Consider the following 18,620-nt stretch of genomic DNA (forward strand, 5'->3'; position numbering starts at 1 on the left):
CTTGTTCTTCTAATCAAAATTCTTTCTTATAAGAGACAAATGTCCGAAATACTTCTAAGCCATGCCTCTCATAGTATCTTCTCCCTGGCTCGTCCGTCGTAATAAAATACATCCTATATATACCCTTTTTACACATCTCATAGCACTGCAGTTCTAAAAGAATACCTCCGATACCTGCATTTCTTTCTGATTCTGCCACCCCTATAGGTCCGAAACGCATCGGATTGCCGTCGATTGCCCGCATACAAAAGCCACATATTTTCTCTTCCTTATCTAGTACAAGCAGGATCACGTCCTGCGCTGTTTCCTTCTGCATTGCAAGCAAAGCGTTACGTTTCCAGCCTCCTCCAAACTCCTCCTTCAAGAACTCCAGAAGCTCAAGACTGTAAGAATAGTTAAACTGAATAAATCGGTAGCCCTTTCTCTCGGCTTCCTCTTTCTTTTCTAATGTCTGATCTGATAGTCTGTATCCATGAAGATTTTTTCCCATTGAATAATGCTCTTCTCCAGGCATGTAACCCTGTTCTTCAAAAAAGCAAACCGCAGCTTTATAATTTCCTGTATCTATACCCGGGAAAAAGTAATTGGGAGAATATGCACCCAGTGTAATATTCCTGCACCCGGCTTTTTTCAATTCCTCCTCACATTCTGTCAGTAGCTTGCGTCCAATACCACGCCGCTGATATGCTTCATCTACAAAGAGCACGTTCACCCAGCCGCGTTCCGGCTCAAGCCCCCTCTCGAGATAGGGAAATTTCCTCTTCGTCCCATAAATAAACCCGACGAGTTTGCCATCCACCTCCGCAACTCGGCTGAAACGCACGTCAAAATTTTCGTCAAATATGGCCTGCCTGCGAAACTTTTTTACGTCAATCGCATCCACCGTACAAGTGCGGTTCCACAGATCGACAATCGCTTCCTCATCCTTTTGTGTATAGCGCCTTATGTTCATTTCCCTACTGTTCCACTCCTTCCATTGCTTTTGTCTGACCGGTCTTAATATGCCCATTATAACATCCAAAATACTTTTATCAATAAATTATATTTTTAATGAAATTAAATTTCACTCTTTGGATAAATCGCCCTATTTTTTTATAAACATCTGATTTTTTTGTACAAAACGCATAATTCCAAAAAAAAGACAATGGAATATTTTCATATCCCACTGTCTTATATTTTAAATAATTCACTTTGATGTTTGTCTTCTTTACTTCTGCCCATAATAAGCATTTGGCCCATGCTTTCTGTAATAATGCTTGTCCTGCAATTCCTGCGGCGCCGGTTTTACATCTGGATTTATCATTTCTGTCTGTGCCGCCATCTTTGCCACCTCTTCTAAAACAACCGCATTATGTACCGCCTCGTGTGCGTCCTTTCCCCAAGTAAACACTCCGTGATTCTTACACAAAACCGCTGGCATTGCCATATATTCTTTTTCTTTGAAATAATCTACGATTAAGACACCTGTGTTCTTTTCGTATGCTTCGTCTATTTCTTCCTTTGTCAGATTCCTTACACAGGGGATTTCTCCATACATATAATCTGCGTGTGTCGTTCCATAACATGGAATGCCTCTTCCTGCCTGCGCCCAGCTTGTACCCCAGGGCGAATGTGTATGCACGATTCCAGTCACTTTGGGCAGCCCTCTGTAAATTTCTAAATGCGTCGGGGTATCGGAGGACGGGTTGTATTCTCCCTCAATCTTATTTCCCTCCAAATCCATCACTACCATATCTTCCGGCTTTAATTTATCGTACTCTACTCCGCTTGGTTTAATTACAAAGTATCCTGTCTTTCTGTCAATCTCACTGACATTGCCCCATGTAAAGGTTACAAGCTGATATTTAGGCAAAAGCATATTCGCCTCATATACTTTCTGTTTTAATTCTTCCAGCATAATTTTTCTCTCCTTTTCTATCGCTCTTTGTATCCTTGTTTCTCTAAAACATTATTCCTGTCTGTCCAAAATGGCACGCATCTTTTGATTGGACTGCGCCAAATCCTGCCTCCAATTTTCTCCGCCCAGATACCAAAATTCTGTCACATACTTGCGGATTCCCATTTTCCACGCCTTGTCAATGATTTCTTCAAACGGCACATGCCCCTGTCCATACAGCAGGTCTCGGAAAATCCCTGGTTTTGTCTCTTTTAAATGCATCGCCGCCATATGTCCTCTTCCCGTTTCTATGTCATCTAATACATTTTTCCCATAAGAAACGGCTGCATTCATGATATTTCCGCAGTCCGGATAGACATTCAGATACGGCGACTTATTTGCCTTTACATATGCCATAGCCTTTTCGACCGTATTCATAAATTCTGTCTCCATCGTCTCAAATCCCATCACGATTCCAAGACTGGAAGCCATTTGTACCGCTTTTGTAAGATTTTCCGCAAAACGTTTTCTCGTTGCTTCACTGCCTTCCTCATAGTAAACATCATATCCCGCAAGCTGAATGACTCGGATCCCTAAGTCGTCCGCAAGCTCAAGCGCCTTCTCCATAATCTCCATACCGCGTCTGACTGTCTGCTCATCATTGCTTCCAAGGGGATATTTCCGGTGTCCGCTTAAGCACATCGTACGGACAGGAACCCCTACTTCATACATGGTCTTTACTAATTCCAAGCGTTCTTCTTTCGTCCAGTTCAGCCGCGCAAGTTTTTCATCCGTCTCGTCAATGCTGATTTCCACAAAATCATATCCTGCCTCTTTTGCTGCCTTAAGCTTCTCTTTCCACGTCAGAGCAGAAGGCATTGCCTTTTCATAAAGTCCTATCGTATACCTTTTCATAGACTGACACTCCATTCTCTCTTACTTACACCATCTTTTAAGTCTAACAGTGTCCAACATAAATATATACTTTTTTTCAAAATTCTTCAATTAATTCTTAAAATACTTCCATGCAGAATTGAGTCCATCAATAACCGCCCTGTACCGCTGATACTTCTTGGCATAAATCAGAGCATATTCTGCACGCGGATAAATTGTTTTGCTTATCTTTACGGTTCGTTCTATTGCAGTCTTATAATCCGGGTAAATTCCTGCTGCAATCCCCGCTGCCATCGCTGCTCCCTGTGCACCCAGTTCCTTATCTTCTATGACATCTATCGGAATCTGAAGAACATCCGCAAAGATCTGCACCCATACATCAGAATTTGCCGCCCCTCCTGACAGACGGATAGATTTCGGTTTTTCTCTGTTCACAAGAAGCTTCTGCACATGTGTATAGTGGGAAAACACAATGCCCTCATATACTGCCCGCAACATATACTGCTTGTTGTGGTAAGCTGTCAGTCCTACAAAGGTACCCTTAGCCAAAGGATCTTCATTAGAACCATTTAGGAACGGAAGAAATACAATATCACTGTCCGAAGGAGCGATCGCTTCTACCCATTTATTTGTAATATCATAGACAGATTTCCCGCTTTCTTTTGCTTCCGCTTTCTCATAGGACATTAAGTTTCGGATAAACCATTCCATATTTCCCGCAGAAGTAGGACTGCTCTCCTCCACCAGATAATACCCTGGTATACAGAACATAGAATTCAGTGCGACGGTTCCGTTTTTCACCGGACTCTTCCGTATAAATTCGTTGATGCTCCATGTTCCCGCCACCATGCACATCTGTTCCTCGTCCGACAAGCCTGAAGCAATTCCACAAGCGTTGACATCAAACATCCCTGCCGCTACAGGGATACCTTCCGGCAGACCTGTCTTTTCTGCCGCTTCTTTTGTCACATATCCACATATATCAGAGGAATATCTAAGCGGAGGCAGTTTATCGTACACGTCTTCCAGACCAAAATATCCCAGCAATTCCTTATCATAAGCCTGCGTTGTCAAATTCACAAAATTTGCTCCTGAAAAATCTGTATACTCTGCATATGCTTCTCCTGTCAGCATGTAACGGATATAATCTTTTACGGCAAAAATATATTTCGTATTGTCAAGCACCTCTGGTTTATTGTCCTTCAGCCAGGCGAGAATGCTGACTGGCTGGCACGCCAGAATATCCTGAAAGGATTTCTTATAAACCCTCTCTTTTGTCCCGTCTTTTTCCCACTTCTCTACATACTCCCAGGCGCGGGCATCCGTAGAAATGATCCCGTTATATGCAGGACGTCCATCTTTTCCAACCAGATACAGCCCCTTGCCGTGTCCGGAGAAAGATACGCCGGCGATGTCTGCCGGAGCGATACCACTTTTCTCAATCGCCGTACGCACCGCCTCTGCATTTACATTCCATAACTCGTCCATATTTCTCTCTGTATACCCCGACTTAGGAGTAAGTGTAACCGTCGGCACGCTTGCCACCGAAATCTGTGTGCCCTCCTCATCAAACAGCGCAGCTTTGGAAAAAGTTCCTCCGTTGTCGATTCCTATTAAATATCTCATATCTGCCTCCTTAGAAATTTTTCCTTTTTCCTATTGAAAAAGATAACTGTAAATATAAATCAAAAACAGTAATTCTGTTGACTTTCCGCCACTTAGCTTTTAAACTCTTAAGCTGACTGCCGGACTTTGAAACTATTATAACATGAAATCCGGAATGATACACAAAAGATTAAAATATCCCAAAGCCCTGCCTTTGGGCGGCATTTATATTTCTAAAGTGCCGGGAAAGGAACAAAAGTATGAAAAAATTTATTGAAGAATTCAAAGCATTCGCGCTGCGCGGCAACATGATGGATATGGCTGTCGGTGTTATTATCGGAGGTGCATTCTCCGGAATTGTAACGTCTCTTACTGACAATTTTATTAATCCTGTCTTAAACCTTGTAACCGGAGGGAAAGTATACTCTCTTCAGGATTGGGCTGGATTCGCTTCCGCATTCTTATCCTCACTTGTAAATTTCTTAATTATGGCGTTTGTCTTGTTCTGCCTTCTCAAAGCCATAAACAAATTAATGGCATTTGGAAAGAAACCAGAAGTGCCTGCTGCTCCAACTACAAAGGTATGTCCCTTCTGTAAAACAGAAATTGCACTAGAGGCAACAAGGTGTCCTCACTGCACTTCTACACTGGAGGAAGCAAAAGCCTAATTAAGTATAGGGAAACAAGAAGTCCAAAAGAACAAAGTGAGCAAGCCCACTTCAACTCCCCTGCCCCTCAATCTTGAGGGACTTGTCCACTTTGCGCGCCGCTGCAATACCGCAAAGCGGTAAAATTTCCTTATTGCGGCGTGTGCATACTGCCCGAAGGGCTTTTATATCATAGGGCAGTCCGAAGGACTTTCCTATGATATAAAAAATACGTCTTGTAAAAGAGGCTAGATATTATTTGCCTCTCATACAAGACGTATTTTATATTATTTTTGCTTCCACAGGATAGGTGCTTTTAAAATTCCAGTCTTTTTGAGCTGATATTCATAAGACCAACTGTCCAGGGTTGTTCTCCACGCATTTGGATCAAAATATATTTCCTGTTCATCACAGTCGTGAATCGCACCGAATGTATTGACGCGGTTTCCATAACTTATAATTTCTATAAGATGTTTTCCCGGAGATGTTGTCTCAAAAGCCGCCCTGTATGGAGCCTTGAAAATTTCTCCCACGTCTTTTCCATCTACTCTTACTTTTAGAAGCGGAGCGCGGAATTTTGAAACCTCCAGTATATAGCTGCCCTGTTCTAAATCTATCTCTGTCTTATAAACCGCGTTTCCGCCATAGAACGACATTCCCTGTTCTGTAAGACTGCCCCAGAAAAAGCTCTCTCTCTCTTTTTTAAGAACTGCACGGCTCCCTGTCACCTGAACCGAAAAATCTCCTAAAAGATACATGGATTCCAGATTGACCTTCCCTGTAAACTCTACCTCCAATTTCAATTCATGCAGCCCTTCTTTTAAGGCTGGAAGCGCTATCGTGTGAATACACGGATCTACGAAATATCCCGTTTCTTTCTTTGAGATTTCTTCTTTGTCCAGCCAAATTCGGGATTCCTTCAATGCCTCCAGCCCAAGCTGTATGTCTTTTACAGCGTCTTGGCAAAAAATCTCATATTGGAGCATAATTTTATATGGTTTTTCTTCCTTTTTCTGCGTCCATGGCTGTGCCAGAGCCGCCCTTCTAAGCGGCAGATGAAGCAGTGTGCGAAGCCGATTGTCCGCCCTTAGAATCTCCTCCGGCCCTTCTAATGTCTTCCCGTCAAAGCAGTACCGCGGCATATCCAGTACAAGAACATTCGGCTCTTCTCTTTCTATTTTTACCGGGCTGGCAAATAAGTCCTTTGCCTCCCAGTCTTTTCCTTCTGTCGTATAATAGTTTTTTTCCTTTCCGTTTTCAGAACCTCTGCAAATATCTCTGCCGGTGCTCGTTGTCGTTTCTGCTTCTTCTGCGGGCTCCAGATACAGCAGAAGACTGTCATGCTCAAAGAAACGGCGGTAAAGTACTGTCTTATCTTTGCAAACTTCTGCCTCTACTTCCCGTTTATCTCCAGTCATTGTGTCAAACTCCGTCACTTTCCAGCTTCCGGCAAGTTCTATTTTCACATCATCCGGCAAGATCAAGTCCGGATTGTCCTGCGCGCGCCCATTTGCAATAAACAACCAGCGTCCGTTTTCCTCCTGCCTCATCTGATACAGATATTTTTCTGTTCTCTCGCCGTTCCAATTCTTCTTGTGATTTGGCTTTTTCAAATGTTTTTCTCCATGAAAACGTATATCTAGCAGGCGATATGGTTCCAGCTCTGTAAGAAGCTCCAGTTTTGAAAATCCGATTTGCGTACAGCGTGAAGCAAATTCTTCTCCTGCTATACTTCTGCATGCATCAATGTACTGCGGTGCTTTTCCCATGAATACGATCTTTTTCCCTGCTTTTTTCATCTCCTCTAAGATAGAGAGCGTAGTCCCGCGCAGGGTCAGACAGCCTGGAACAACAATCGCGTCATATTCCATTTTCCCTACCTTGCGCCCATCCCATTCTTCCGGAAGGAGACTCTCTGATATATAGTCGAAATCCAGATTATTAAACAAAAGCCATTCCGTCACATCCGCAAATCTTCTGTCTAACTCCTGCCGCTTCTGTCCTGTCTGCTGGTTCGGTCCAAACAAAATCCAACAGGATTCCACCGGATGAATAACACCGATTTTCACAAGCGGTGTTCCTTTCCTAAGTGCTGTATTTACCCTTGCAAAATGTGTCTCGATTATCCCATACTCCTTATACCAGGGAGACTGAAAACCGATTGCCGCCGGATAATCTCTTTTTGCCTCTCCTCCCATGCTCATCCAGTTTAGATGATGTACGCGGTGTGTAATCCCCAGAGCCGCCTGCCAGTCCCCCTGAAGCTTATGCCTGCGAAAATCAAAGTCCCAGTTTGTAACACCATACAGCTCGCTTGCCACGCCTTCTTTTCCATACTGATGACACACACTTTCCGCCTGTTTCGCGGTCGTATACTCCCGCGCGTCACAGAGCATATCGATTCCCGGGAGAGAAAAGCCTCTTAAGCTTCTCATAACCTCTCCAAGCGCCTGTGTCTGAGATTGCAGTGTAGGTTCCTCCATCATATGTCCTGCAAGCCGGATCCCATTTTCTTTACACCAGTTCCCAACCTGATCGGAAAATGCTTCTGCAAACCTTTCTGTCACATGATCGTGATACCAGTAACGATATTTAGATACCTTTTCGTTTGGGAGCTCCCACAGAAGCTCTGGGATATGATCCAGCAGATCTTCGCCATAGGTTTTTTTATAGCTTTTGGCAAAATCATCAGTAAAAGGAAGCATCACCTCTTCTTTTGATTCTGCTGTCCCTAGAAATTTTTTTCTTCCAAACTGTGGTTCATCCGTAAAAACAGATGGAATCGTCTGCCCAAATTCTTCTCCGACTGCTTTTTTATATGCTTCATGTGTTACCTCTATAAAATACCGGATCGCCTCTGGATTTAAGGAATCTACATAAGACTGATTATTAAACCAGGGACTGTCATGTGCAATTTCTAAATATGCATACCATATTTTAGCGCCGGGACAAGCTTTTGCATTTTCATCACATCTCTCATAAGAAGCAAGTGTCCCGTCTGTATTCAATCTCACATAATATGCGGCAAGAAAACGGCCGTTTCCCTGCGGAGAGGAAGATGCCATAGAGTCCGCACTTCTATGATCGTATGTTTTTGTCCCTTTTTTATATGTGGTAATCAGTATATTTCTGCTGCGGTACTGCGGATGTACTGTCACTTTTCCCCCGCCATAGCCCGATGGCCACCGATCCTCGTCGTACAGACAGCTATACAAATCCTTCTCTTTCGCAATCTGCACCGCCTTTTTTATGCACTCCATATACTCTTTTCCCATATATTCTGTATCAAGTCCTACGCGGGTGTGCATATAAAATCCACCCATTCCCATTTCCTTAAACTGCTCTATCTGCTTTTCCAGGCAATCCGCATCCAGTTTTGTATTCCAGGACCAAAAAGGAGTTCCTCTAAATTCTTTTCCCGGATTTTTAAAGGTTTCTTCAAATTCCTGAAACATGCTTGTCTTTTTCATCTTTGTCTCTCCTTTATACAAGTAATGCCGTGCCTCTCTCCGGACACGGCATATTTTCTTAACCCTTTACAGCGCCTGCAGTAATGGAACGCACAAATGTTTTCTGTGCGAACAGATAAATAATGACAAATACCATCGCGCTGACAGTAAGTGCTGCAAATACCGGAGTATATCCGATCGTTGCAATCTTATCTCTGATAACGGCAATGCCGACAGACAGTGTGTATTTTGATGTATCGCTGATGGATACCAATGCCCACATATACTCGTTCCATGCATTCATTCCTCCCAGGATAGCCAGTGTCACCAGCATTGGTTTTACAAGGGGCACCATGATCTTCCATAGAATACGGAAAGTTCCGCAGCCATCAATTTTTGCAGATTCTATAATCTCATCTGGAATATTATCCATATATCCTTTGATCAGAATCAGTCCCAACGGCGCAAATCCCTGGTAATACGGGAATACAATCGCCGCAAGTGTATTCTGGATGCCTAAGTCTACCACCTGAAGATACATAGGAAGCAGGATAATCGGCGTTGGAATCAGCATGTTGATCAAGATCATATAATAAAAGAACTTCTTGAACTTCATTTTCAGCTTAGAAAATGCGTATCCGAGGCAGGTTACCAAAACCAAATCTACCACAAGGGTTGCCCCCGTATTGATCACTGTATTTTTTAAATACACAGCGAGATTCGCTTCCTCAAACGCCGTAATAAAATTATCAAAATTCAAGGAGGTAGGCAAAGACCAAATGCTCTGCAGGAACTGTCCTTCTGTCTTAAATGACTGGATAATTACCCAGAGCAGGGGATAAACGGAAATCAATGCCACCAGCAGCATAATGATAAAGGTAATGATCGAAGTTCCGCCTTGATCTTCGTTTCCTTTTTTCCTGTTCCATCTCTTGCTTATGCTTTTACTCATTGTTCTTTCCACCTGCCTTTTTTACCACTTGTAAAAGAATCGTAATTCCAATCATAACAACCATCATAATAATGGATGCCGCTGTAGCGGGACCGAATTTCTGCGACTGGAATGCGTTAGAATATACATAAGAAGTCAGCACATCTGACGCTCCTCCTGGTCCTCCCTGTGTCATTACCCATACCATATCGAATGCACGCAGGTCGTTCGTAACTGTTAGGATTCCCAATGTTACAAAGGTAGGAATCATATGTGGTATAATGATATAGCGCAGTCTCTGTAATTGAGAAGCTCCGTCCATCTCTGCCGCCTCTAGCTGGTCTTTCGGCAGAGTCATAATATTCGCATAGCAGATCAGCATGTTAAACGGTATCGTTCTCCATATCCAAGTCACGATAATAGCGGGAAGGGCGGTTCCTACCTGCGACAGCCACGGCTGGGCAAGATTGCCAAGACCGATCATTTCCAGGATCTGATTCAATGGCCCGATTGTCGGATCGTAGATAATTCTCCATATACATCCAATGACAACCATGGATATCAGATACGGAATAAACAATGCTGTGTTAAAAAACCGTTTCAGACGTATTCCTTTAAATAGTATGTATGCAAGAATAAACCCGATTGTAATGGAAAAAAGCAAATCACATGCAATCAGTTTAAATGTATTTCCAAACGCACGGTAGAACTGTTCATCCTGCAAAACTTTTACATAATTATCTAGTCCTACAAAATTTCTTAATTCTCCATATCCTTTATATTTATAGAGACTGATGCGGAATGCGTTTGCGAACGGAATAAACAGAAAAATAATCAATATGGCTATGGTAGGAAGAATTAATATATAAGCTGGTATGCTTTCTTTTAATTCCTGTAAAAGCCCTGCCTTTTTTTTCGTTTTCACCATGCTCCCTCCTTCTCTTTGCACTGCACTGTATTCTTTCTTACTTGATTTTTGACAGAAAAAGGGCGGCTAACTTCCTGATAAGCCGCCCCTGTCCTGCCTTTTCTTATTCTTTATCTTCCAGATAGGTATTGTATATATCCTGAAGCTCTGTAGTCATATCCTCCAAGCTCACCTGTCCAAGCAGATAATTTGGAATCAAGTCTTCCTGGAACGCTGTTTTGATTTCTGTTGATACAGTTACCGGCACAAATGTCTCTGGACAGAAGCCGTTTTCTGCCGCCGCGTTGTAACCTGCGAGAATTTCATCCAAAGCCGGATCGCGCTCTACATTTACGAGTCCGGAGCTGGAATATTTCAGTCCTTCATCTGTTGTAAAGTTTGTCTTAGATGTCAGATATTGTACCAGCTTCACTGCTGCGTCCGGGTTCTCTGTATCTGCACTTACAGCAAAAATATTACTTGCCCCGCCCAGTGTTCTTGAAGGCAGCCCGTCAATTCCCGGCAGTACATATGTGCCAAGCTCCATTGTATCCGGCGCATTGTCCATGATATATTCTAATTTGTCAGGAGCGATTAAAACCTGTGCCAGTTCTCCCTGAAGGAATAACTGTGCTGTAGTATCCAGATCGGATGTCATAAAGTTTTCTGGCAGGTACCCCTTGTCCCAAATCTCTTTATATGTCTCCAAGCCTTTTTGTACGGATTCAGACTGGAATGTCATTTCGCCATTTTCAAAGGATTTGCCTTCTTCTTCAATCTCATCGCGACAGAACTGATCCCAGAATAATCTTGGAAGCCAGTCGATACAAGTATTAGACTGTACAGACAGCGGTGTATATCCAGCCTCTTTGATTGCTTCACAATTTGCCATGAACGCATCCCATGTCTCTGGCACAGACAAGCCCAACTTTTCATACATTGCCTTGTCATACATTACCGCGACAGTTGTCATTGTAAATGGCACACCGTAATCGTAGGAGTCCATCTCTCCGCAGCCACTTTGTACGATAGACTGTAGGTTTTCAAGCAAAGCCGGCACATATGTATCTCTCCATGTCGCGTCGCCTTCATAGTTGTCCCCATCCAGATATTCAGAAATGTCAAGTAAAAGACCTTCATTAATCTGGTCACAGTAATATCCTGCCTGTGTCCAGAACACATCCGGCACTTCATTGGAAGAAGCCAGCGCTGCAAATTTTGCAGAATAGTTTCCAGAATCCACATAGTCAAAATCCACTTCAATGTCCGGATTTTCCTTCTCAAATGCCTCAATCATGTCCTCATCTACCAGTTCCATTGCAGATAAGAAACGAATTTTTGTTTTGCCGTCTTCTGTTTTTGAATCGCTTCCGCTTCCTGAGCCACAGCCGGCTAACAGTCCGCCGATCATAGTCGCTGCAAGCAATACAGAAATCACTTTCTTTTTCATGTTTTTCCTCTCCTTTTCTACTTACATCTTTTTTGATGGTCTTATTGTAACACAGGGTAAGTGGACTTTTTTTAGCACCTATGGTATACTTTTCTTAGATTTTTGGAAGGAGGTATATCTGTGAAATTACGACATAAATTATTTCTGATTCTATTATTCATGGCGCTCCTTCCCACGCTCTGCATCACTGCCGTTTCCTATTATCGCTACGAAAAGACCTCACAGCAGCAGATGAAGGAATATTCTGCCAATCTCTTTTCCAAAGCAGTACAGCAGGCAAATGCTTCCCTTGCAGAGCTGGAAAATGCGACAAATCTGTTTGCATCCTACTCCTCCGGTGACTATTCTCTGACACGGAACTTGCGTCCTTTCGCCGATATCGGCAAAATACCGGATGACTTGACTGTGTATAAAACCCAGCAGAACATCCGGTACTTATGCCAGAATATTATCAATGCCTATGATTTCATTTATGGCATTTATATCTTTACGCCCTCCGGTGTAAAATTCACTTACGAAAACACGCAAAACGATCGTTTGAATTATGGCTATACTCCGGAAGATTCCACATGGTATGAGCGGACTATGGAAAATTCCGGTCAGCTCTATATCAGTGAGATCGGTTCCCATGAAGATATATTTCAGGGCGGAACAGATAGTTTTTATATTTCCAAAAGTCTCTATGATATTTACGCCTCTGAAAATCTCGGTGTGCTTCTCATCAACTGTGACCCTGCAATTTTTGACTTAAGCTCACTGAACACGATTCCAGATGTTACCTCCATAACAATCGCGAATACAGAATACAAACAGCTCGTCTATTCTACACTGTCTCTTAAAAAAGAGGGCGGGCCTTCTTTCCAGGATATTGAAAAGAATGCTGCCTATAAGGCAGAATTATCCCCTGCTTCCCTGACGCTTTACACATCGGTAGATTACACGAAGCTCTACCGCGAATTCAACACTACAGGGATCCTTCTGCTTTCTATCAGTGTCGTCTTTATTTTTATCGGTATTGTACTTGCCCTTTACTTCTCGAGGACCGTCACAAAGCCGATCGAACATTTAAGCCGGAAAATGTCGAGGCAAAGCGGCACACACCTGTCCAGCAGTACTTTGTATCTGGATCGTACGGATGAAATCGGCGTTCTCTATAATGAATATAACTCTATGATCGAACAGCTGGACGATGCAATTAAGACAAACTATCAAAATAAGCTGATTTCTCTGGATGCACAGATGAAGTCCTTAGAAGCGCGGATCAATTCTCACTTCCTGTTCAATACGCTGGAGGCAATCAATAGTATCGCCAGCATAGAAGGAAGTGAACAAATTATGACAATGGCGATGTCTCTTGGCAATATGTTCCGCTATGCAATCAAAACACAAAGCGAACTGGTAACGCTTCAGGAGGAAATCGACCATGTAATGGACTACATCTCCATCCAGTCTATCCGATTCAGCCATCGTTTCCGTTTCTGTCTGCATATACCGGATTCGATGCGCCATTTAAAGGTGCTAAAATTGATCTTACAGCCGATTGTAGAAAATTCCTTTTCTCACGGTCTTAAGAACTGCCAGTTCGGACACCAGATTTATATATATGGATTTTTAAAGGACACCTATTTCCTTATCTATGTTGTAGATGACGGAAAAGGAATGACGCCCAGGCAGCTTTCCGAATTAAACAGCTCTCTTATGGAGGAACCAGAATTTAAAGAGCTTGGGCACCGTACAAACCAAAGTATCGGGTTGAAAAACATCAACACCCGAATCGAACTATACTACGGCAAAGGCTACGGACTTACTGCACAAAGTAAGCCAGACAAAGGAACTCTCATGCAGATAAAACTTCCTCTGCTGGACAAACCAATTCCCCCGCAGGAAAACGCATAGAGCGCGCTATTGATTACTCATAAAGGAGACAAACAAATGTATCGCTATATCATTGTAGACGACGAACCTTTAATCCGTCAGGGTACCATTAAAAAACTAGAGCCTCTCTCCGACAAGATCGCCTGTATCGGTGAGGCAGACAACGGAGCCCAGGCAATCGAACTCGTAGAAAGCCTGTCGCCCGATTTTATAATTTTAGATATGGAAATGCCCGTTATGGACGGTACTGTCCTGCTTGCTTATTTATCAGAAAATCATCCTGCCCTGCAGTTAATCGTCATCAGCGGCTATAAAAGCTTTGATTACATCAAGCATGCCATATCCGCAAACGTCATTGATTATATATTAAAGCCCTTTACAGGTGAGCAGATCCAGCAGACTGTACTTCAGGCACTTTCCCGTTTAGAAGCCTCCGAATCTATCAGTGCAAAGATTCGTCTGACCGAGGAGCAAAAGGAAATCGCCTGCTACGAACATGACAGTCAGCTTCTGCAAAATTTGATCCTGGGATATGCTGTTTCTGACACAGACATCAGTTCCCAAAAGCTTTCCTTCCTTACAAAATCAGCCTCCCTGTGTCTCGCAGTTGTATATGCGGCTGTTCCGCTTGCAGATTTCCATCTGCAACAGCATATAACAGACTTAGGTTTTTCTGAGATGGCAGTCTATCTGCCGCATCCGACAAATGTACAGCTTGGTTTTTTCATCCTTGCTCTGCCGAACGATACAGCTTTTTCTCCCCGGGCATTTTATACAAAATTCACACAGGAGATCATCTCCTATCTACACACATATAATGCGGTGTCCTACTGGGGAATCAGCAATACGATTTCCGCGCTTGACCAGTTGTACGCAGCGTATGAACATGCCTGTATCGCGCTTAATTCTATGCCGCTTACACAGAATTCCTCCCATTACTATCTCTGGCATACCGGTTTAGGAACAGATATACAAGAAGTACAATGGGAGAAAAAGGAAGAGTTTCTCTTCCGCATTGAGGCAGGCATGACAAAGGAAGTATGCAGTCTTCTCTCCTCTTTAAAAGACTATTATCAAAATACAGATGGGCTCTCCCTTGCAGATGTTAAATATCATTATCATCAGCTTACGCAGGACTGTCTTATGATTTTAAAGCAGTATCTCAATCAGAGTACGCCTTCCCAGAGCATGCAGAATATTGTGAAGGAAATGTTTACAATTGAAGAACTCCACCAATATTATAAACAATTTTTCAGCAACCTGTCTGAAATGCTCAAGCCACAGAGTGTATATGCCGTCGAGGACACGATTCAGAGAGTGAAGATCTATATACAACGCAACTACCAGAAAAATCTGACGATTGAGTTTCTCGCCTCTCTGTTTTATATGAACAGCAGTTACTTAAGTCACCTATTTCGTAAAACGACCGGAGAAAAATTCGCACAGTATGTAAATTCTGTACGCATCGAAAAAGCCAAGCACCTGCTTGCCACCACAGACCGCAAGCTGTATCAGATTGCCAAGGCGGTAGGATACGATAACAATAAATATTTCTTCCGAGTATTTAAAAAATGGGAAGGAATGACACCAGAACAATACCGTCAGTCTTTCCAGTGAAAAAATGCTTCCACTGTTTCTTCATACTTTTTACTGTCTGCCAGATAACTTCCGCAGTGAGCAGCTCCTCCCACCAGCAGGAGCTGTTTTTTTGCTCTGCAGGCTGTATAATTTTCTTCTGACATCTTATACGGCACAAAAGTATCTGCTGTTCCATGTACAAATAGAACCGGAACTTTACAGCGTTTCACTGCCTCTTTGGGAGAACACTCTTTTAAGTCATACCCTGCTTTTTTCCGAAACAGTCTGTTTAGAGAATACATCATCGGAAACTCTCTGATTTTCAGCCTCTGTTTTCCATAGTTTAGAATCATATCGTAGGCAGAAGAAAAACCGCAGTCCGCGATCACGCCTTTCACAAAATGAGGAAGCCGTTCTCCTGAAGCCATCAATACAGTGGCCGCCCCCATAGATACTCCATATAGATACACCGGAATATCTATACTCTCGTTTCTGTCTATCCATTTCAGCCATTCCAGACAATCCTTGCGCTCCTGTATCCCAAATCCCATATAGCTTCCTTCACTTCTTCCCTGCGCTCTCTGGTCTGTGATAAGAATACTACATCCTGCATCATACAACCACCTCAATACGGCTCCGAAGTCATGCTGCCAGGAGCCTCTCCAGCCATGAAAAAGCACGATCATTCTTTTAGGCTCCGCCGGCTTCATCAGCTGTCCTTTCAGATGTAAACCGTCAAAGCTGATAATTTCCACCTCGTTGCAGCGCTGTTTCCTTGCCCACTGTATCCCTTCTATAATTTCGGGAGCCCAACGATTCTTCTCCTCTGTCTGAGTCTGAAAAATATAAGATTTCCGCCCTGCTGCCATATTAAAAAATATACGTACCGCCGCCATATATGCCCCGGTAACACCTAATACACTTGCAAATAGCTTTTTCCTTATGTTTTTCATTTTCAATCTTTCACTTCCTTTTTTATGCTGTCCATACCCTCTCTTTACAAGAGCATACACGGTCGATAAAGAGCAAATTTTGCGTCCTGCTACGTTACTTTCAATCAGCGTACCACTCGGTACGCTTCGTTCAAGTGCCTTGCAGGGCACAAAATTTATCTCTTTTCGACTCTGTGACCTCAACCATGAAGATTTTCGTGATTTGCAAGGCAGACGAGTGAGGCGTACTGGACGTACGCCGATTGAGGATAACGCCGCAAATCACGAAAATATCATGGATTGAGGCGTGTGTGTCCTTGTAAAGAGAGGGTACTGCTAGTATAACAAAAACGATTTGCTACAGACAGCTCATTTTCTCTTTCAAACTTCTTTTATGGATTCCCCATGCAAATTTCTTTTCAGCCGTTGACATTCTCTTCTGTCAGTGTTATCATTTTTTTACATATAGAAACGTAGATAGAGGTTGCATTTTTCATCAGTAGGATGCCGGATGTTTCAGGGACAGAAGAAGACATTCAAAAGGGAAAGATGCCGAAAGACTAGGCTGCCTGACATTTTAGTCTTGGGCATGGCGTGAAAAACGACATGACTGTCATCGCAGGATGGAGGGCTATCTGATTTATACAGCTTGTGTATATGTTAGAACGGCGCATCTTGCCGTTTCTTTTTATATTCACCACATTTAAGGAGGAAGAAAGAATGGCAATTTTTAAAGGCGCAGGCGTGGCGATTGTCACCCCGATGAAAGAAAACCTGGAAATCAATTATGACAAACTGGACGAACTTTTGGAGGAACAGATTGCAGAGGGAACAGATTCTATTATTATCTGCGGTACAACCGGTGAATCCGCCACTATGACGGAGGAGGAACATGTCAAGGCAGTACGTTTTACTGTAGAGCGTGTCAACCACCGTATTCCAGTCATCGCGGGAACCGGCTCTAATTCTACGGCAACCGCCGTTGAATTGTCGAAAGAAGCGCAAAAGGATGGGGCAGACGGAATTCTCGTTGTCACTCCTTACTATAATAAAGCGACACAAAACGGTCTCATTGCACACTATACAGCAATTGCAGACGCAGTCGATATTCCGCTGATTATGTACAATGTGCCAAGTCGTACCGGATGTGCACTACAGCCGCAGACAATCGCACATCTTGTAAAAAATGTGCCCAATATCGTCGGTGTAAAAGAAGCTTCCGGAGATATAGGCAATGTGGCAAAAATCATGCATCTCTGCGACGGAAATATTGATTTATATTCCGGCAATGACGATCAGGTTGTACCACTCCTCTCTTTAGGAGGTATCGGTGTTATCTCCGTACTGTCCAACGTGGCTCCCAGATATGTACACGATATGGTATATAAGTATTTGGAAGGAGATGTGGCAGGTAGCTGCAAAATGCAGTTAGATGCAATTCCTCTTTGCAGCGCACTGTTCTGTGAGGTCAACCCGATACCGGTAAAAGCAGCGATGAATCTGCAGGGCAAACATGTCGGATCCTTGCGCGCTCCATTGACAGAAATCGAACCGGCACACAGGGAACTGCTCGAAAAAGCAATGAAAAAATTTGGCTGCCTGTGATAAAAAGTCTACTAGAAGGAAACTGTTAGAAAGTAGATAGGCTTAAGAATAGACTGCCGCGAAATAATAGATACTTTTCGCAGCAGTCTATTTTATCTAAATAACCCTTTTATAAAGAATTGGTTCATCATATCCAAAAGTCTTCTTCCCTTTTACCTCCATACTCTCGCTCACCTCTAAATATTCTTTAGAAAATCGTTCAAACAAAGTGAATTTCAGTACAGGAGAAAACATGCTGGTGCTTCCACCTTCCCATACACCGTCTTTTTCAATATATAATGCCGGGGTAAATTTTTCGGATACTTTTAAATCCTTATAATCTATCGTTTTGAGCGCTTTATAGGTAAACGTATTTTTGTCATAGCCATCAGGTAATTCATAAGACGTCAATTTGATTCCCTTTTCTTCTTCGGTAAATAAAAATAAATGCGGTGCAGCATGTGTGTTCCCATTTTCTGTATAATAACTTTCTTCAATCATAAAAATTCCTTGGAAATCATTCGGTAAATTTCTAATTTTATCATTACAAATTGTATTTATATGTTCAGCATAGGGAAAATCCAACTTATTTTGTTTCATTCTTTCAAACTGTTCAGCATTATTAAAGTTCCCTGTTAATATGTCCATGAAATCATCCAGTCTGTTCATTTTTCTTCCTACCTTTCATTTTATTAAAAAATCGTCTTGCTAATCCTGTTACGGAACTAATAGTCGTTATTCGGATTTCTCATCAAGTTCGTCCACTCTATGTCAATGTTCGCTGTTGTTATGTCCTTATAATTTACTATATCTTCTTCATTTTTGACATATTCTTTATTTCGAGATATTGTTTCTTCGTATATCAGTTTCATATTCCGGATTGGAAGTATCT

General features: G+C 42.6%; 14 protein-coding genes and 1 riboswitch. Of the genes, 4 read left to right on the top strand and 10 right to left on the bottom strand.

Annotated elements, in window-relative coordinates:
- Window positions 1-13: 13 nt before the first annotated feature.
- The 4 genes from H8S37_RS15640 to H8S37_RS15655 all read right to left on the bottom strand — a co-directional run bounded on the left by H8S37_RS15640 (window position 14) and on the right by H8S37_RS15655 (window position 4,396).
- A complete protein-coding gene (locus H8S37_RS15640; protein WP_243207221.1) occupies window positions 14-1,009 on the bottom strand; it encodes a GNAT family N-acetyltransferase in 996 nt (331 codons plus the stop codon).
- Window positions 1,010-1,207: 198 nt separating this feature from the next.
- Window positions 1,208-1,897, bottom strand: coding sequence for an L-ribulose-5-phosphate 4-epimerase (locus tag H8S37_RS15645; RefSeq protein WP_279287379.1), 690 nt, complete (start codon window positions 1,895-1,897; stop codon window positions 1,208-1,210).
- A gap of 51 nt (window positions 1,898-1,948) precedes the next feature.
- Entirely contained in the window at window positions 1,949-2,791 is an 843-nt protein-coding gene (locus H8S37_RS15650) for an L-ribulose-5-phosphate 3-epimerase (protein WP_186877002.1), read from the bottom strand.
- A 90-nt stretch (window positions 2,792-2,881) separates the two neighbouring features.
- Complete coding sequence (locus tag H8S37_RS15655) at window positions 2,882-4,396, bottom strand: FGGY-family carbohydrate kinase (RefSeq protein ID WP_186877003.1); 1,515 nt, start codon at window positions 4,394-4,396, stop codon at window positions 2,882-2,884.
- Window positions 4,397-4,635: 239 nt separating this feature from the next.
- On the opposite strand from H8S37_RS15655, the gene mscL reads away from it, so the two are divergent.
- On the top strand, window positions 4,636-5,043 hold the full coding sequence (gene mscL, locus H8S37_RS15660; RefSeq protein ID WP_186877004.1) for a large conductance mechanosensitive channel protein MscL: 408 nt from the start codon (window positions 4,636-4,638) through the stop codon (window positions 5,041-5,043).
- A 266-nt stretch (window positions 5,044-5,309) separates the two neighbouring features.
- Here the strand turns inward: mscL and H8S37_RS15665 are convergent, their stop codons facing one another.
- The 4 genes from H8S37_RS15665 to H8S37_RS15680 all read right to left on the bottom strand — a co-directional run bounded on the left by H8S37_RS15665 (window position 5,310) and on the right by H8S37_RS15680 (window position 11,759).
- Window positions 5,310-8,492, bottom strand: coding sequence for a glycosyl hydrolase family 2 protein (locus tag H8S37_RS15665; RefSeq protein WP_186877005.1), 3,183 nt, complete (start codon window positions 8,490-8,492; stop codon window positions 5,310-5,312).
- A gap of 58 nt (window positions 8,493-8,550) precedes the next feature.
- Window positions 8,551-9,423, bottom strand: coding sequence for a carbohydrate ABC transporter permease (locus tag H8S37_RS15670; RefSeq protein WP_186877006.1), 873 nt, complete (start codon window positions 9,421-9,423; stop codon window positions 8,551-8,553).
- Window positions 9,416-10,330, bottom strand: coding sequence for a carbohydrate ABC transporter permease (locus H8S37_RS15675; RefSeq protein WP_186877007.1), 915 nt, complete (start codon window positions 10,328-10,330; stop codon window positions 9,416-9,418). The genes H8S37_RS15670 and H8S37_RS15675 overlap by 8 nt, the downstream gene beginning before the upstream one ends.
- 103 nt (window positions 10,331-10,433) lie before the next feature.
- On the bottom strand, window positions 10,434-11,759 hold the full coding sequence (locus H8S37_RS15680; protein WP_186877008.1) for an ABC transporter substrate-binding protein: 1,326 nt from the start codon (window positions 11,757-11,759) through the stop codon (window positions 10,434-10,436).
- Between the two features lie 120 nt (window positions 11,760-11,879).
- Here H8S37_RS15680 and H8S37_RS17555 point away from each other — a divergent pair, with 120 nt between their 5' ends.
- Together H8S37_RS17555 and H8S37_RS15690 are read left to right on the top strand one after the other, a co-directional pair.
- The gene (locus tag H8S37_RS17555) at window positions 11,880-13,655 is read left to right on the top strand and encodes a sensor histidine kinase (RefSeq protein ID WP_186877009.1); all 1,776 of its coding nucleotides are present in this window, start codon (window positions 11,880-11,882) and stop codon (window positions 13,653-13,655) included.
- A 36-nt stretch (window positions 13,656-13,691) separates the two neighbouring features.
- Window positions 13,692-15,251, top strand: a complete 1,560-nt coding sequence (locus tag H8S37_RS15690; RefSeq protein WP_186877010.1) for a response regulator — start codon at window positions 13,692-13,694, stop codon at window positions 15,249-15,251.
- Here H8S37_RS15690 and H8S37_RS15695 read toward each other — a convergent pair.
- Window positions 15,236-16,315: an alpha/beta hydrolase gene (locus H8S37_RS15695; protein ID WP_330605025.1), complete on the bottom strand. Its 1,080-nt coding sequence runs from the start codon at window positions 16,313-16,315 to the stop codon at window positions 15,236-15,238. The genes H8S37_RS15690 and H8S37_RS15695 overlap by 16 nt on opposite strands.
- Before the next feature lie 299 nt (window positions 16,316-16,614).
- Window positions 16,615-16,786, top strand: a riboswitch (Lysine riboswitch).
- A 78-nt stretch (window positions 16,787-16,864) separates the two neighbouring features.
- Between H8S37_RS15695 and dapA the strand changes: the two genes are divergently transcribed.
- On the top strand, window positions 16,865-17,749 hold the full coding sequence (gene dapA, locus H8S37_RS15700; protein WP_186877011.1) for a 4-hydroxy-tetrahydrodipicolinate synthase: 885 nt from the start codon (window positions 16,865-16,867) through the stop codon (window positions 17,747-17,749).
- Between the two features lie 96 nt (window positions 17,750-17,845).
- On the opposite strand, the gene H8S37_RS15705 is transcribed toward dapA, so the two are convergent.
- Complete coding sequence (locus H8S37_RS15705; protein WP_186877012.1) at window positions 17,846-18,397, bottom strand: hypothetical protein; 552 nt, start codon at window positions 18,395-18,397, stop codon at window positions 17,846-17,848.
- Window positions 18,398-18,620: the final 223 nt, after the last annotated feature.

Origin of the sequence: Mediterraneibacter hominis (assembly GCF_014287475.1) — a bacterium.
GTDB classification, from domain to species: domain Bacteria; phylum Bacillota; class Clostridia; order Lachnospirales; family Lachnospiraceae; genus Mediterraneibacter; species Mediterraneibacter hominis.

Excerpts from the sequence above, each read along its gene's own strand:
- H8S37_RS15665 (WP_186877005.1), bottom strand. The coding sequence starts at position 8,492 with ATGAAAAAGACAAGCATGTTTCAGGAATTTGAAGAAACCTTTAAAAAT.
- mscL (WP_186877004.1), top strand. The coding sequence starts at position 4,636 with ATGAAAAAATTTATTGAAGAATTCAAAGCATTCGCGCTGCGCGGCAAC.
- H8S37_RS15645 (WP_279287379.1), bottom strand. The coding sequence starts at position 1,897 with ATGCTGGAAGAATTAAAACAGAAAGTATATGAGGCGAATATGCTTTTG.
- H8S37_RS15670 (WP_186877006.1), bottom strand. The coding sequence starts at position 9,423 with ATGAGTAAAAGCATAAGCAAGAGATGGAACAGGAAAAAAGGAAACGAA.
- H8S37_RS15690 (WP_186877010.1), top strand. The coding sequence starts at position 13,692 with ATGTATCGCTATATCATTGTAGACGACGAACCTTTAATCCGTCAGGGT.
- H8S37_RS15655 (WP_186877003.1), bottom strand. The coding sequence starts at position 4,396 with ATGAGATATTTAATAGGAATCGACAACGGAGGAACTTTTTCCAAAGCT.
- dapA (WP_186877011.1), top strand. The coding sequence starts at position 16,865 with ATGGCAATTTTTAAAGGCGCAGGCGTGGCGATTGTCACCCCGATGAAA.
- H8S37_RS15705 (WP_186877012.1), bottom strand. The coding sequence starts at position 18,397 with ATGAACAGACTGGATGATTTCATGGACATATTAACAGGGAACTTTAAT.
- H8S37_RS15640 (WP_243207221.1), bottom strand. The coding sequence starts at position 1,009 with ATGGGCATATTAAGACCGGTCAGACAAAAGCAATGGAAGGAGTGGAAC.
- H8S37_RS15680 (WP_186877008.1), bottom strand. The coding sequence starts at position 11,759 with ATGAAAAAGAAAGTGATTTCTGTATTGCTTGCAGCGACTATGATCGGC.
- H8S37_RS15675 (WP_186877007.1), bottom strand. The coding sequence starts at position 10,330 with ATGGTGAAAACGAAAAAAAAGGCAGGGCTTTTACAGGAATTAAAAGAA.
- H8S37_RS15650 (WP_186877002.1), bottom strand. The coding sequence starts at position 2,791 with ATGAAAAGGTATACGATAGGACTTTATGAAAAGGCAATGCCTTCTGCT.